12 protein-coding genes are annotated in these 14,217 nt (G+C 51.7%); 9 read left to right on the top strand and 3 right to left on the bottom strand.

Annotation, left to right across the window (positions count from 1 at the left end; translation table 11 throughout):
- The first annotated feature begins 23 nt into the window (after positions 1 to 23).
- Positions 24 to 1,163: a glycosyltransferase gene (locus C7H09_RS17685; protein ID WP_106765204.1), complete on the top strand. Its 1,140-nt coding sequence runs from the start codon at positions 24 to 26 to the stop codon at positions 1,161 to 1,163.
- On the opposite strand, the gene C7H09_RS17680 is transcribed toward C7H09_RS17685, so the two are convergent.
- Complete coding sequence (locus C7H09_RS17680; RefSeq protein ID WP_165794845.1) at positions 1,148 to 2,293, bottom strand: glycosyltransferase family 4 protein; 1,146 nt, start codon at positions 2,291 to 2,293, stop codon at positions 1,148 to 1,150. The genes C7H09_RS17685 and C7H09_RS17680 overlap by 16 nt on opposite strands.
- Before the next feature lie 151 nt (positions 2,294 to 2,444).
- Between C7H09_RS17680 and C7H09_RS17675 the strand changes: the two genes are divergently transcribed.
- The 4 genes from C7H09_RS17675 to C7H09_RS17660 are packed head-to-tail and all read left to right on the top strand — an operon-like array spanning position 2,445 to position 7,115.
- Positions 2,445 to 3,602: a glycosyltransferase family 4 protein gene (locus tag C7H09_RS17675; protein ID WP_106765199.1), complete on the top strand. Its 1,158-nt coding sequence runs from the start codon at positions 2,445 to 2,447 to the stop codon at positions 3,600 to 3,602.
- A gap of 4 nt (positions 3,603 to 3,606) precedes the next feature.
- Positions 3,607 to 4,398 (top strand): sulfotransferase family protein, encoded by a 792-nt coding sequence (locus C7H09_RS17670; protein WP_106765198.1) that lies wholly within the window; start codon positions 3,607 to 3,609, stop codon positions 4,396 to 4,398.
- Complete coding sequence (locus C7H09_RS17665) at positions 4,391 to 5,665, top strand: polysaccharide pyruvyl transferase family protein (protein ID WP_165794844.1); 1,275 nt, start codon at positions 4,391 to 4,393, stop codon at positions 5,663 to 5,665. Before C7H09_RS17670 ends, C7H09_RS17665 begins: the two co-directional genes overlap by 8 nt.
- A complete protein-coding gene (locus C7H09_RS17660) occupies positions 5,658 to 7,115 on the top strand; it encodes a lipopolysaccharide biosynthesis protein (protein WP_106765193.1) in 1,458 nt (485 codons plus the stop codon). The genes C7H09_RS17665 and C7H09_RS17660 overlap by 8 nt, the downstream gene beginning before the upstream one ends.
- Here the strand turns inward: C7H09_RS17660 and C7H09_RS17655 are convergent, their stop codons facing one another.
- Positions 7,116 to 8,273 (bottom strand): glycosyltransferase, encoded by a 1,158-nt coding sequence (locus C7H09_RS17655; protein WP_106765191.1) that lies wholly within the window; start codon positions 8,271 to 8,273, stop codon positions 7,116 to 7,118. It lies immediately after the preceding gene.
- A complete protein-coding gene (locus C7H09_RS17650) occupies positions 8,270 to 9,301 on the bottom strand; it encodes a polysaccharide deacetylase family protein (protein ID WP_240616646.1) in 1,032 nt (343 codons plus the stop codon). Before C7H09_RS17650 ends, C7H09_RS17655 begins: the two co-directional genes overlap by 4 nt.
- A 123-nt stretch (positions 9,302 to 9,424) precedes the next feature.
- Between C7H09_RS17650 and C7H09_RS17645 the strand changes: the two genes are divergently transcribed.
- The 4 genes from C7H09_RS17645 (at position 9,425) to C7H09_RS17630 (ending at position 14,188) form a co-directional block, all read left to right on the top strand.
- Positions 9,425 to 10,561, top strand: a complete 1,137-nt coding sequence (locus C7H09_RS17645) for a glycosyltransferase family 2 protein (RefSeq protein WP_106765189.1) — start codon at positions 9,425 to 9,427, stop codon at positions 10,559 to 10,561.
- A gap of 30 nt (positions 10,562 to 10,591) precedes the next feature.
- Positions 10,592 to 11,752: a DegT/DnrJ/EryC1/StrS family aminotransferase gene (locus tag C7H09_RS17640; protein ID WP_165794843.1), complete on the top strand. Its 1,161-nt coding sequence runs from the start codon at positions 10,592 to 10,594 to the stop codon at positions 11,750 to 11,752.
- A gap of 131 nt (positions 11,753 to 11,883) precedes the next feature.
- Positions 11,884 to 12,495, top strand: a complete 612-nt coding sequence (locus tag C7H09_RS17635; RefSeq protein ID WP_133166247.1) for a hypothetical protein — start codon at positions 11,884 to 11,886, stop codon at positions 12,493 to 12,495.
- Positions 12,496 to 12,640: 145 nt separating this feature from the next.
- On the top strand, positions 12,641 to 14,188 hold the full coding sequence (locus C7H09_RS17630; RefSeq protein WP_106765183.1) for a golvesin C-terminal-like domain-containing protein: 1,548 nt from the start codon (positions 12,641 to 12,643) through the stop codon (positions 14,186 to 14,188).
- Positions 14,189 to 14,217: the final 29 nt, after the last annotated feature.

The raw sequence follows: 14,217 nt of genomic DNA, 5'->3' as shown, positions 1-14,217 counted from the left end.
CTCTGCGTTAAGGAAGGGCAGTTATGGCGTTTAATCTTGCAGTTATCGTCAACAAGGATGGTGGCCAGCTAGGAGCTTCCGAGACGTTCCTCCGTGCCCATATTAATCAGATGCCTTGCCGTGTGTATTCATTGGTTGGTAATCCAGGGTTTCGGATGGTTCGCGATGGCCTCGATGAAGCTGGTGAGTATCTTGCACCTCGAGCGTTTGTTCCGCTGGCGTGGCGGTGGGGGTTGCGTCAGGTAATGGGCCAGACTGTAGTCGAGCAGGACACCCGAGCTCTCAGGTTGTTCCTGTCGGAGAATAATATACATGCGGTGCTCGCGGAGTATGGGCCAACCGCGGTATCGGTGATGGATGCGTGTAAGGAGGCTCAAGTTCCGTTAGTTGCTCAGTTTCATGGATATGATGCTTATCGCGAGTCATTAGTCGAAGGGTTAAGCCACGGTTACGGTCAGCTATTTTTATCCGCAGCGGCTATAGTCGGAGTTTCCTCTCATATGTGCGATAAGCTGGAGTCGATGGGAGCTCCCAAGGACAAGCTTTTCCATAACGCTTGCGGTGCAGAGGTTTCCGAGCAGTTAAGCGCCGCGCCCGACGATGCTCCTCCTCATTTCGTGATGGTTGGCCGCCTGGTGGAGAAAAAGGCACCGTTTGTGTCGCTATTGGCCTTTGCTGGAATTGCCGATGATGTTCCGGATGCACAATTGGAGGTAGTGGGCGACGGACCGCTTATGGCTCCCTGTCAACAGCTGTGTAAAGCGCTAGGAATTGAGGGTAAGGTTATCTTTGCGGGTGCCCGACCGCATGACTACGTATTGGCTGCGCTTAGTAAAGCCCGCTGCTTCATTCAGCACTCCGTTCGCGCGCCGGACGGCGACATGGAGGGCACCCCGGTCGGTGTCCTGGAGGCTATGGGGATGGGGCTTCCTGTTGTTTCAACCCGCCACGGGGGCATAAGGGATATTATTAGCGAAGGGGAAACGGGCCTGTTAGTGGACGAGTATGACGTGGAAGGTATGAGCCATGCGATGAGAAAAGTGGCGGCTAACCCCGAGCTTGCGAGAGAGCTTGGTCGTAAGGCTCGCCAGTCTGTGCTCGAAAACTGGACCAGCGAAAAGAGCGTTGGGCGGCTTTGGGATATTATTCAGAAAACCTGCTGACAAGCGGCTTTGAATTCCCGTGTGCAGTTATCCAGAGTGTAGCGGGCATCGGCTTTTCTCTTCGCGTTGGCACCCAGCTTTTTTCGATAACTCTCACTGCTGTACAACGCTCTGATATAGTCGGCCGCCTGCTTCACATCGTCTTTACTGTAGACGAAACCATTCAGGTCGTGGTCAATGGCCTGTTTAACTGAAGGAATGTCAGGAACGAGCACGGGTAGGGCCGCACTCATGTATTCGACGATTGAAAGGGAGAACCCTTCGCCCAAGGCGGCGTGCATGGCGAAGTCTGCGGCACTGAGAAATTCCTTGGCGTCGCTTCGGAAACCAGGCAATCTGATGTTCCTCTCTAGCCCGGCTTTGGCAACTTTTTCCCGAAGTTTCTCCAGCGCCGGCCCATTGCCAATCAAGAGAAACACAAGCTTGTTATTGGGCAGTGTCCGCTGAAGCTCGGCTGCCACATCAATGATGAAATCGAACCTTTTATACGGGTGGGCGCGGCCTGTTGTGATGCAAACCGTGCTGTCCGCAGGAATATCCAGACTGCTCAGCAAAGCTTCCCGGGTATGTTCCGATGGAGTAACCGGCGGGATGCCGTTTTGTACCACTTGGCATCGCTCACTGGGTATTCGGCCGTTGTGGATGCTGCGTTTTTTCATGAGATCTGAAACGCACAGTTGGGCATCCGCACATGCCAGGGGCAGTCGGTGACGCAGAGCTTTTACGCATCCTTTCAGGCCGCCAATTGCAGGTCTGTCCCCGGGAGTGTGGTCATGGACTACGATGTTCTTTACACCCCAGGCGCGTAGTCGAGCATAATCGACACTGAACCAGGCGCGGTCAGTCAGATAAAGGTCGGTAATGTTGTGCTGCTTGATAAAGGATTTGGCTGTCTGTCGCTCTGACTCAGTTTGGCCGGGAACGTTTAGTTCAACGGTTTTTATGGAGCTCTCTTTGATGGTTGAGGGCAGTTTGGTAATGCTTGGGTAGGCCAGGTATGCGCTCTGGCCTTTTTGGGAAAAATGTTCTGCGAGCAATACCCAGAAATGCTCCATCAACCACCAGGCGTAACCAACATCTGAAGGGTAGTTAGATACAAGCAGAATATTTCCGGTTCGTCGCTGTGTCATTCTGTGTTCCATACAAGTTTGTGAGGCTTCCGTTGCAGACAAGCCGGCGCTGCAGTGGTAGCATCCGACCATCATTCTGGCGCATTATCATGCCAGAAAGAGGTACACCCGACCAGTGAAGTGCCGCCACCAGTGATAAGGAGATTACCGGGTGAAAATCGGCTACATGTATAAAATGCATGCCTACCCTCCCAAAGGTGGCAACCACGTCCATGCTCTGGAACTTGTTCAGGGCTTTTTGAAAGATGGGCATGAAGTTTTCGTGCACGAAGATCCCTCGATGCCCGGAGTGAGGAATTTTTCGGGCTCCTCGGAATCCGACCTGAAGGCTTTTGTCGAGAGTATTGATGTGCTTTATATCCGAATTGATGCACGCTACCTCGGTGAATGGCCTGAAGTTGCAAAATGTATGACTCTGGCGGGTTCTCGACCTGTCGTGTGGGAGATCAATGCGCCGGCAAACGAGACTCTGGCTTTTTCCTGGCTCGGGGGGCGCAGGGTTCACTTGAAAGAATCGTGGATTCAGTACCTCAGGCGTTGGCTGCATGCATTCCGGAAGAAGCCCGGTATAAGCAAGGAAGAACGTTTACGTAAACAGCTTGCGAAGCGCGTAGATGCTGCTATCGGCGTGTCTACCGCTTTAAAAAAGTATGCGACTGCATTGGGTATCAGAGATGCCATTGTATTACCCAATGGGGGCCCCAGAATATCCCAGAATGAGATAGACCAGCGCAGAGCCAAGCGGCTCTCCAGCCAGTTTACGGTTTTTTATAGCGGAAGCGCGATCTATCCCTGGCAAGGGCTGGATTTTCTCGCATCGGCTATTCGCCTCGCTGAGACTGAGGCACCTGACATAAAATTCCTCCTTGCCGTTAACCAATACGCCGACACATTGCCTTCAGGCCCTAACGTAGAAATCGTTCAGGGTCTTAACCGGGAGGAAATACTCGATGCGATCTGTATTTCGGACGCTTGCGTGGCCCTGCATCCAGAATATTTCTGGTCTCCCTATCTGTTTCATGGCTCCCCCATGAAGCTGTTTGAGTACATGGCTTGCGGTGCGGCAGTGGTTACTTCTGATCGGGGGCAAATGGCTGAACTAATTAAACATGGTAAAAACGGCCTTCTGTGCAGCGATTCCGCCGAGGATATCCTGGCTCAGTTAATGCGTTTGAAAAATGATCCTGTATTGGCGAGAGAGTTGGGTGATTCTGGGCGAGAATTGATATTGAACGGCAGAAGTTGGCACGATAACGTGACGCAGACCACGGATCTTTTCAATCGGTTGGAGCGAAATAGGGAGTGTTGAAACAATGGCGCTGGGCAAAATCAAGAGTCATTTCATGGGCAGTCTGCCCATGGGACGGGGCAAAGGGAGAGTCATTGTTGCAGGAATGCCCAAGTCTGGCACTACGGCAATTGCAACGCTGCTTGCCAAGGCGGCTAATGTAGACGTTTGCAGCGATCCGTTTCACCAACTCGATACAAAAAAAAAGGTGGTATTCAGAGACCGGCTTTTTTCTGAGGATTTATCACTCGAAAGCCTCTGGCGACAGCATCGCGAGTTGTTCAGGGGCACGGTTGTCAAGGATCCCAATTTCCCTCTTCTATTATCTCAATTGAAGCAGTTCCTGCCCGAAGCGCAGTTTGTATTCATTGTACGTGAGCCGAAGGACAATATCAGAAGCATTCTCAGCAGGCTCAAGATCCCGGGCAACCCATCGGAAGGTTCCCGTTTGGCTAGTGAAGTTCCGGGTACGTGGGGAAGGGTGCTTAATGGCACTTCCCCGGATATGCCCGGGAACGATTATCTGGAGAAACTGGCGTGGCGTTGGCGGATTTCCGCAGAGCGGTATTTGGAGAATCGAGATGGCGTGCGCTTGATTCGTTACGAGGATTTCCGAAGGGACAAGCAAAATCAGATCAACCGCCTGGCGGAGGATGTGGGACTTGCCAATCTTAGCGATATTTCCGCTCTTGTTGATGTCCAATTCCAGCCTAAAGGGAAACGGCCAGAGAGCATTGAGGAATTCTTTGGAAAAGATAACCTTGGGCGCATTGAGTCGATTGTCGAACCATTTCTCGCGGACTTCGGTTATGAATAAATCCTCTCGGCCCAAGCATATTCTGATTACCAATATTGTTTCTCTTAATACCGGTGATGCAGCGATCCTGTTAGGAATGTTTAATATCCTCCGGGAACGGTATGGAGCGGATACCAAGTTCACCGTTTTCGATAAGTCAGCGAAAGCGGCGAACAAGTACTACCCCTGGGCTAAATTTCGGCAGTCGTTATTTGGTAATCGTCCGAAAAGCCTGGTCGGAAGGAAGCTTCAGGTCTTGGGTTACGGACATTGGGTTGAGCGTATCCGATACGTTTCGTTATGTCTGGCCTCCCGCTTAATTCGTTTAAAAGCTGGGTGGCTGGCCCGTTTGTTACTCTCCGAAGACGATCTCCAGTCGGTGTCAGAATATGTGCATGCGGATCTGGTAGTAAGTACCGGAGGTACCTATCTGACGGAGAATTATGGGCTTTGGACGAACATCCGCGACTATCGGTTTACGCTGGCTGCCGGTGCGCGGTTGGTTTTCTTTACCCAGACTCTGGGGCCTTTTACACGGCCAGAGTTCAGAAAGGCGTTTGCTGATATCTTCAACCGCTCAGATGCCATTCTTCTGCGAGATCAACGCTCCAAGAGGCATGTTCTCGAGCTCAGCATTCCCGAAAGTAAGGTCACACTTGGTAAGGATGCCGCATTTGTTATCGAGCCGGACGATCCAGTCTCTTGTCCCGGTCGTTTGCGTATCGCGGTGTCTGTTAGGACGTTGCGTTTTTTCTCCGATAGCGAGCGCTCTCTTGCTGACCAGTACAAGTCTTCTGTTTCCGAGATGGTGATTTCTGCGGTAAGAAACCATGGGGCAGAGGTCGTGTTCCTTTCAACCTGCCAAGGTATTCCGGAATACTGGACCGACGATACCCGACTTGCCGACGAAATTAATAATGCATTACCTGAGGACGTCAGACGGTCGGTAGTTGTTGATCGTCAATTTCGTCAACCGTTAGATATTATTGGTGCGTACAATAGATTTGACCTGGTTATTGCAACCCGGATGCATGCGGCAATTCTCGGACTGGTAGCGGGCACCCCTGTGCTCGGGATTGCCTATGAATTCAAGCTGGAGGAACTGTTTCATCAATTGGGTATGGATGACGCCCGGCTGTCTACAAGCGGCATGGATCCGGAGAGTTCGAAGGCTGCGCTGAAAAATATGCTCAATAACCTAGATTATTGGAAGGCGGAGGTCTTGGCGGTTCGATCAAAATGCCGTATTGAGGCCGCTTCGGTTAAGGATAAGCTGCCTGATGTCTGAGTTCAGAGGCAGAGTTCTGAAGGCCCTCAGTTGGACAGCAGGTGGTAAGGTGATCAGCCAGATCATCTCAATGGGGTTTGGTATAGCGCTTGCCCGGATGCTCTCGCCTGATGATTTCGGCCTGATAGCCATGATGATGGTTTTTACTGGATTTGCGGGCCTGCTGATGGACGTGGGGTTAGGTTCTGCTCTGGTTCAGAAAGAGGATGTTCAGGAGACCCATTACAACACGGTTTTTTGGACAAACCTCGGCGTTGGTCTGGGGTTGTTTCTTCTGGTCTTTACTATCTCTCCTTACATAGCCCAATTTTACGGGAGATCAGAGCTTACGGACATCGGGCGGGTACTATCTCTCCAGTTCGTGTTGGGTGCGCTTGCCTTGGTTCCTAGGCAGCGCCTGGTCAAAAATCTTTCGTTTCAGGTAACCGCGGTGGCGGACCTACTGGGCATGATCGTTGGCGGCGTGGTGGCAGTGTTCATGGTTGCGGAGGGCTTCGGCTATTGGGCCCTTGCCTGGCAGCCGGTAATACTTCGGATGGTGGCCACCCTCTATATCTGGGCCATCGCGCGCTGGATTCCAGCCTTTGAGTTCAGTCGGGCTGCGCTAAAGGAGCTCTTTGGTTTCAGCTTCTATGTATTTGCCACGCGAATGATACGATATGGCACGGATAAGGCGGATAAGCTACTCGCAGGCAAATATTTGGGTGGAGATGCGGCTGGTTTGCTGGATAAAGCCCAGTCAATGATGTTGTTCCCTCTACAGAGCGTTTCGCACACGATCGGAAGTGTCATGTTTCCAGCTTTGAGCCTTATTCAGTCCGATAAGGATCGGGTTCGGAAAGTTTATTTGAGAAGCACCCAGGCTATTGCTTTGCTGACCTTTCCCATGGTTGCAGGCATATTTGCCGTCTCGGAGAATTTCGTGCTTGGCGTTCTGGGCGAGCAATGGATAGAGATGGTGCCGTTGCTGCAGGTGCTGTGTTTGGCCGGTATCGCACGATCAATCGTCACCGTGACTGGATCTATCTACCTGTCTCAGGGGCGGGCAAAGCTTCAGTTCAAGGTAAACCTTTTTACCCGCCCTATCGCCTTAAGTGGCGTTCTGATTGGCCTCCTCTGGGGGGTAAAAGGTATCGTCATAGGGATGGCGGCAGCGACGTGGATAAACAGTTTGATTACTCTTGCTGTCGCAGGACGTTTGATTGATCTTGGACTGTTTCAGCTGGTCGCCACTTTTGGCAGAACTGCCGCTGCCGCGGTGTTTATGGCGGTAGGGATTATGTTGCTGGACTCGGCCTTACAAGATTTTGGATCTCTAGCGGTGTTCTTTATTCAGGTTGTCGCCGGAGCAGGTCTCTATCTTGTGTTTGCGCTTGTGCTTAGAGTCGCAGCGCTGGCAGATATATGGAGTATCGTACTTGATCGCTACTCCAAGCAGCCAAAAAAATGATCAATGGGGCTTTGTGACCAGTCCAGCGTAAAGCTCAACGTATCTTTGTGAGCTTTGCTGGCTGCTGAACTTGTCCAGAAACCCGGGAGGATGAGTGATATCGTTTGATGCCGGATCGTGAGTTTTTTCAGATGTCGCCATCCGTGAGGTGATGGCGACAATCTGTTTTGCATAGGCTTGTGCAGTTTGATCGTCTACGAGGCCACTTCTTTCCCAGCCAGCCAATACCTCGGGAATGCCCCCAACATTATGAGCTACAACAGGGATGCCGAGTGATACGGCTTCCAGCAACGTCATGGGAAGTCCCTCATGATCAGAGGGCATTACAAGGATATCGAGCTTGCTGATTTCTGTCATTGCGGGGTTTACGAAACCTGTGAAGGCTATTTTGTCGCTGATGCCCAGATCTTTCGTCAGACTTCTCAGTTCGTGCTCAAGTGGGCCACTTCCGATTATTCTCCCCTTGAAGCTGTGCCCCTGGTCGTTAAGTAAAGCAATTGTCCGGATGAAAAGATCCATGCGTTTGCCCGGCACCAGTCGCCCAACGATGCCTGCAACTGATGGGGGGGGGCCGGGTAGGTGATGTCTGGGTTGCCAGTTATGAATGATTTCCCCTACATCGACGAAATTGAAAATCTTGTGAACTTTTCCGGGGAATAATGGCTGCAGGGATTGCTCAAGTTGACTGGATACCGCGATAACAGCCTGTTGCCTGAGCGCGCCAAGCAAGATGTCAAGACGGCTGGTTAGCCATTTTTGTGGCTTTTTAAGAGAGAGCCGATGCTCAGGGTTACCATGAACGGTTCGGACGGAGTATGGCACTCGCGCAAGATCTTTCCCGAGTATTCCCAGAACGTTCTCTTTGAACCCGTGCGTATGGACAATATCCGACTGGTAGTCGCGAGAGTGTGAAGCTATCCCTCTGGCGATTGTGATCGGACCACTGGTTTCTTCATTGATAAGAGTGACCGGTATGCCGAGCTCTAACAGTTTGTCATGGAGAATGCCGGGGTTGAAGACCACCGCATTGACCGCTATGTCGTCCCCTTCGTTCAATGCCTTGCACAAGTTGTACACCTGAACTTCTGCCCCTGCCCATAGATCGCCGGAAATGATGTGGGTGACGGTGATAGGGCGGTTCATGGATTGGTTGGTCATGCCAGCGTACGGCCTATGGTCGCCAGAAGGGTACGCGGACTTGAGCTGTTTCCGTCGTGGAGATTAATACGATGCAGGTCGTATTTGCTCCTCGTTAACGTGTTCCAACCGGCTTTGGTGGTGCAGGCCGCATGGTAGCTGTCGGCGACAAGCTGCTTGCCTTTGTCGGTGATATCACCGTTTGGGTAGCAAAAGATTGCAGTGCTGTTTGCTGTGATTTCCCGAAGATCGGAGACACACCCGGTTATCTGCTGTTCCAGTGCTGCCATATCATTTAAACGGTTCAAACGGTAATGATTCCGGGTGTGGGCCCCGTACCTTACCAGGTCATTCTCTGCCATTTCGGCAATATCTCTGCTCTGCAGGATCGCGGGTGTGTTATCTGTTTCGCCGCTGATTTTTTCAGCCAGCACCTTTGCGGAAGTGGCCAGATGACGCTGGATGGTGGCGTCGTCCAGATCCTTCAGATTATTGATCACCTGATCGGCTTCGAGGAGAGTCATCGGCCAGGGTTTGTGGGCCAGTTCCCCGAGGTGGGGTTTAAGCCATTCCAGGGCAGGATGATTACGATCGACACCTGGGGTCCGGAGTACCCGGATAACCTGTTCCGGCCAGAAGGTTTCACTCGTGTCGACCAGTTTTGTAACCAGGAATATGGTTGCCGGCACTTCCTGTTGCTTGAGGATGGGAAAGGCGTTTAGGTAGTTGTCCCGCCACCCATCGTCAAAGGTAAATGCAACTGCGAGGGTAGGTAGAGACTTTCCGGCCTTTTTCCTGCTCAACCATTCATCTAAGTGAATTGGTACGGCACCGATCGACTGGATGATCTTGATATGTTGCTCCAAGTTTTCGGGAGAAATGATCATACCTGGCTGTTCGAATGGCCTCTCCGCGGAGTCAGTTGGTAATACGCGATGGTAGGTCAGGATTAGCAGGGTTGGGCTATGGACAGCCCTCAGGCGAAGCCATCCATAAAGGGCGAATGCGTTGAGCGCCCAGAATTTGATGAGGGATCGAATGGTTGCCACGCCTATTGCCTCCGTTGGCCTTGCCAGTGGTTTTGGCGTAATCGTCCATGTATATTGTTGGCAATTCGATTTTGCCAGTTGCGGGTATAAAAGTCATCATTTGTGTCACAGGGACGGATTGTAATGCTGAAGGGCTTGTTCTGGATTTCGGTTGTCGGCGTTTTATTCAGTTATTTCCTCTATCCTCTGCTTTTACGCCTCACACCCCGTCGTGCGGGCGCCGGTGAGGTGCACCCTGAACCTGCGTCTTTACCTCGCGTCTCTTTGATTGTTACGGCCCACAATGAAGAGAAACGTATACGGGACAAGATCGAGAATTGCCTGGAGCTGAGTTATCCCGACCTGGAACTGATCATCGCCTCGGACGCATCCAGCGACGGCACCGACGGAATTGTTGGTGAGTACGAGGCAAAGGGAGTGGTGCTCGCCAGAGCAAAGGAGCGCAAGGGCAAGGAATATGCTCAACTCCAGGCTATCCAGAAGGCCTCCGGGGACATCCTGGTGTTTTCCGATGTGGCTACTTCCATTCCCGGGGATGCCATCGAGAAGATGGTTCGCTATTTCAATGATCCGAGTGTCGGTGCGGTCTCCAGTGAAGACCGCTTTGTCAGCCGGGATGGCTCAGTGGTGGGCGAAGGTGCCTACGTACGATATGAGATGTGGCTGCGGGGGGTGGAAAGTGAACGGGCCGGGCTGGTGGGACTGAGTGGTTCTTTCTTTGCGGCCCGTCGGGAAGTGTGTGAGCAGGACTGGGATATCTTGTCCCCGAGCGATTTCAATACCGCCCTTAACAGTGCCCGGAAGGGGATGGTCGCGGTGACGGCGCCGGATGTTCTTGGCTTCTATCAGGATGTGGCGGATGCCTCCAAGGAATATCAGCGGAAGATCCGCACCATTATCCGGGGCCTCACTGCGCTCAGCCGGCACATGGAGGTACTTAATCCGTTCCGGTTTGGCTGGTTTGCGTTCCAGGTGTTCGGGCACAAGCTGATGCGCTGGGCCGTGCCTTGGTTTCAGGTTCTGCTTTTGGTTACGTCCTTCATGCTGGCGGGGAAGGGCGGGGTCTATGCTTTGGCGTTGTTGGGGCAGGTGATCTTTTATGGCGTGGTCATTGCCGGACATGTGAAGCCGGAGCTGCGTGAACGAACCCTGGTAAAGATTCCGTATTTCTTTGTGCAGGTCAATCTGGCTATTGCCCGGGCGACGGTGGATTTCCTGCGCGGTCGCAGGATGACCGTCTGGACGCCGTCCCAGCGATGAGCGTCGAGGTGTCACATGAGAGCGAAGACGATGCTCAGACCTGTCGGTAGCCGCGTGCCACGTCCAGCGCGGGGGCAGGCCGAGCCCCTGCCCTGGGAGAATCAGTACCATACCTGGTGTATGGGGTCAGGCACGGAAGCCCTGTCGGCTGCCATTATGTTGGCGATCCGGCGTTCTGAGCTGAACGGAGCTGTTCCCCATGTCATTCTTCCCGCTTATGGCTGCCCGGATCTGGTCGCTGCGGTTGTGGCACAAGGGGCCAGCCCGGTGCTGGTTGACCTGATGCCGGATCGCCCTGTTATGGATCTCGAAAAGCTTGTTCAGGCGATTTCTGGGCATACTATAGCGGTTATTGCGGCAGGATTCCTTGGAGTCCCGGAGCGCCTGGCCGAGCTTGGTGATATCTGCCGTTCCCGGGGTTTATGGTTGGTCGAAGACTCTGCCCAATGCTTTCCGCCTGACTGTTCACACAAGCCCATTGCCGATTGCGCCGTGTTGAGTTTCGGGCGCGGTAAGCCGATTAATCTGATGGGATGTGGGGCGCTTCTGGTGCGGGAGGATCATCAGCGCTTTGCTGGTGATGTCCTCGAGAAATTGCCCGAAACTGCGGTGACTGTCGATTGGAAGTGGATGATACGGCGGCAGGTATTCAACTTGCTGCTTGGTCGTATCGGCTATGGTCTTTTGCTCCGGCTTCCCTTTATTGGTCTTGGCTCTACGGTATACAAGCCTCTGGAATCAATACGTCGAGTCGACCTGCCTTTAGGGCTGCTTGGAGCTGGCATCCGTAATGCCCAATCCAGGCCTTCGGTGGCTAGCCAATATAGTGAGGCTCTGTCCTTTCTGGTTGCCAAAGGTTGGACACTTTTTATGGCTGATCAGCGGGCGGGTGCCGACAGGCCGTCAGTAACTCTGCGGTACGGGCTTCTGGCACCGGATCGAATGACTCGGAACCGGGCCGTCAGTTTGCTTAACGGTTATGGAATTGGTGCCAATGCGTTCTATGAGAAAACGTTGCCGGGTATTGACGTCATCGCAGACGTGTTGCCGACAAATCCTGCTGTTTATCCCAATGCCGCGTCTTTTGCTGAAAGGCTGCTGACACTGCCAAGCCATGAAGATGTGAGTGATCGGGATATTACGGTCGTTGTAACGGTGCTTGACAAGGTTACCCGGGAGCCTGAAAAATGACCTTCGCCTTTCCGCAGTTTTAGTCTTTTCTGTCTGCAGTACTGACTTCAGGAAGGAGTTATTTGAGCTCAGACCCGGTAAGGGTGAGATCTGATCATCGAGATACAATTCCTATGGATAGGGGAGCTGGTATGAAGCCATTGGTATTGCTTGGTCTTTGGCTGGCGTTAGCCAGTGTGTCACACGCAACGCCTTATTATTCCTATGATATACACGGAACCGTCACGGGTAACGCCACTGCGGCTGACTTTTTATTCGATGTAGAAATGGGGGATGAGTTTGTCATCCGCCTGAACATCTGGGCCAGGAATTCGGCCGATCATCGGGTTTCCTTTCAAGGCAAAATAGGCGGTTGGTCGTTTCAGGCGCAGGAGAGTACTGCCTATTACCTCTATGGTGATTCGTCTCCCGAGAGATTTTATACAACCGGAAGTCGTTCCACGATTAATCCCCCGGCGGGAAACGGTTCTTTGATTTATCCAAACGACATTTTTCTGACGCTCATGGGCGTGGAGCAAACGGGCATGGTGGATATACCCGAGGAGAAATGGTTAATCCGTGAGTCGGGTGAGATTAGTTTGGATCAATTTCACTCTGGAAGCTTCAGTTTCTGGTTTTTTACCCACACAGCGGAGGGCGGTGGCAGTACGGAAGAAGACCTTTTCGGTGTCATCCATCGAGTTGTGGGGGTTCCGGAGCCCGGATCCTTGCTTTGGCGGCCTTCAGCTTCTTCTTTCTGGTGAAGCGAAGAGCGGGCCGAAATAGGCGTTTTAGTAATTTCTAACATAACCGAAAGCAGGATATGCTCAAATGAACTAGCACCACATCTGCGCGTTTTTTTTTATGTGCCATCCTTTTAGTAGTTGTGAAAAACAAGGAGGGGCCAAAATGAACAAGACAAAAAAAGCGGTGTTGGTTTTTGCCTCAGGGAGCTTGGTGGCAGGGTGTAGTGTTCTTCAGCCGAAAGTGGATTTGGAAAAGCTGCCTCCAACGGCAGCTGGTGTCGATGCCGAGTATGTAATTGACAATACCAATCCCGGCTTCTATGCCGATGGAGAATGGAAGTCGTCGTCCGTTTCCAAGGGCTATGTCGGCGTCGACTACTTGGCAGGAGAACCAGGTTCGGGTGAAAAAACAGCGACTTGGAATCTTAATATTATAAAGCAATACGACGTTTTCGCGCGATGGACGTCTCACTCTAACCGTGGAACCAATGTTAAATATGTAATTCACCATTTAAATGACCAGGATTTATTGACGAAAACAGTAGTAGAGGTGGATCAGCGCCAGTTTGGAGGGAAGTGGTTCAAGTTGGGTACTTTCAGGATGTCAACATTAACCGGGCGGGTTACCGTTTCAGACAATTCCGATGGTTATGTGATTGCCGATGCGTTGATGTTTAAAGAAGTTGAGGAAGCTTTAACCTATGATGCTGATAATGACGGCGTGTTTGATGCCTGGGAGCTTGAGAATGGCTTGGATCCGACAAATGCCTTGGATGCTGAGGTGGATACAGATAAAGATGGCCTCACAAACTTGCAGGAGTTCCTCGCGCTGACGAATCCTTTGGATGCCGATAGTGACGGTGATGGTCTCACTGATGGTTACGAAGTGTCAGCAGGTTTTGACCCAATGACGGCTGATAGCGATCAAGACGCAGATGGTGATGGCTATACCAACTATCAAGAGTACCTTGCTGGGACCGATTCAAGGGATCCGCAGAGTGTTCTGCCCGATAATGCTGTGCTTGTCACTTGGAAGCCGCCCACTACGAGAACCGATGGAAGCGTGTTGGCTCCTGAAGAAATTGAGTACTACGAGCTTCAGTACGTGAAAGCATTACCTGCTGATATGTCGGCGGGTGAGGTTATCTCTGATGACGGGTCTACTGATTTCGTTGTTTATGGGCCCAATGTAAGTAAATCGACTTCAACTAGTGGATACTTGGGGGATTACTACACGGTCTTGCCAGCCGGTGCGGGAGAGAGCGTTGCTATCTGGCACATAAACGACATTGCTATTGGCGGTGAATACCTTTTATCGGCATTGTGGACCTCTCATCCAAATCGTGCAAAAAATGCAACCTATATTCTTGAATATTTAAACGACAGTGGGAATGTTGAAAAGATAACGTTTTCGGTGGATCAAACATCGGGAGGAGGACAATGGCAAAAGTTGGGTTCGTTCATACCGTACTCTTCCGAAATTACGATTACGCTATCAAATGAGGCAGATGGATACGTAATTGCAGATGCCGTGAAGCTTAAAGCTAGCTCTTCGATGATCAAGGAAACCGTAAGAATTGATTCCAATAGCGAGGAATCTTATGTGGTTTCAGGGCTTTCAGAGGGAACTTGGTCCATTCAGATACGAGCGGTTGATTCAAATGGTCAGAGCAGTGAGTTCTCAGAAGAGAAGGTTGTGACTATTGATTGATTAGACTCAAATTTTAATTGAATAAGGCG

The sequence above is a fragment of the Marinobacter fuscus genome, from assembly GCF_003007675.1.
Lineage (GTDB): Bacteria > Pseudomonadota > Gammaproteobacteria > Pseudomonadales > Oleiphilaceae > Marinobacter > Marinobacter fuscus.
The sequence above is the reverse complement of the archived record's forward strand: the minus strand, read 5'-3'. Positions and strand labels throughout refer to the sequence as shown.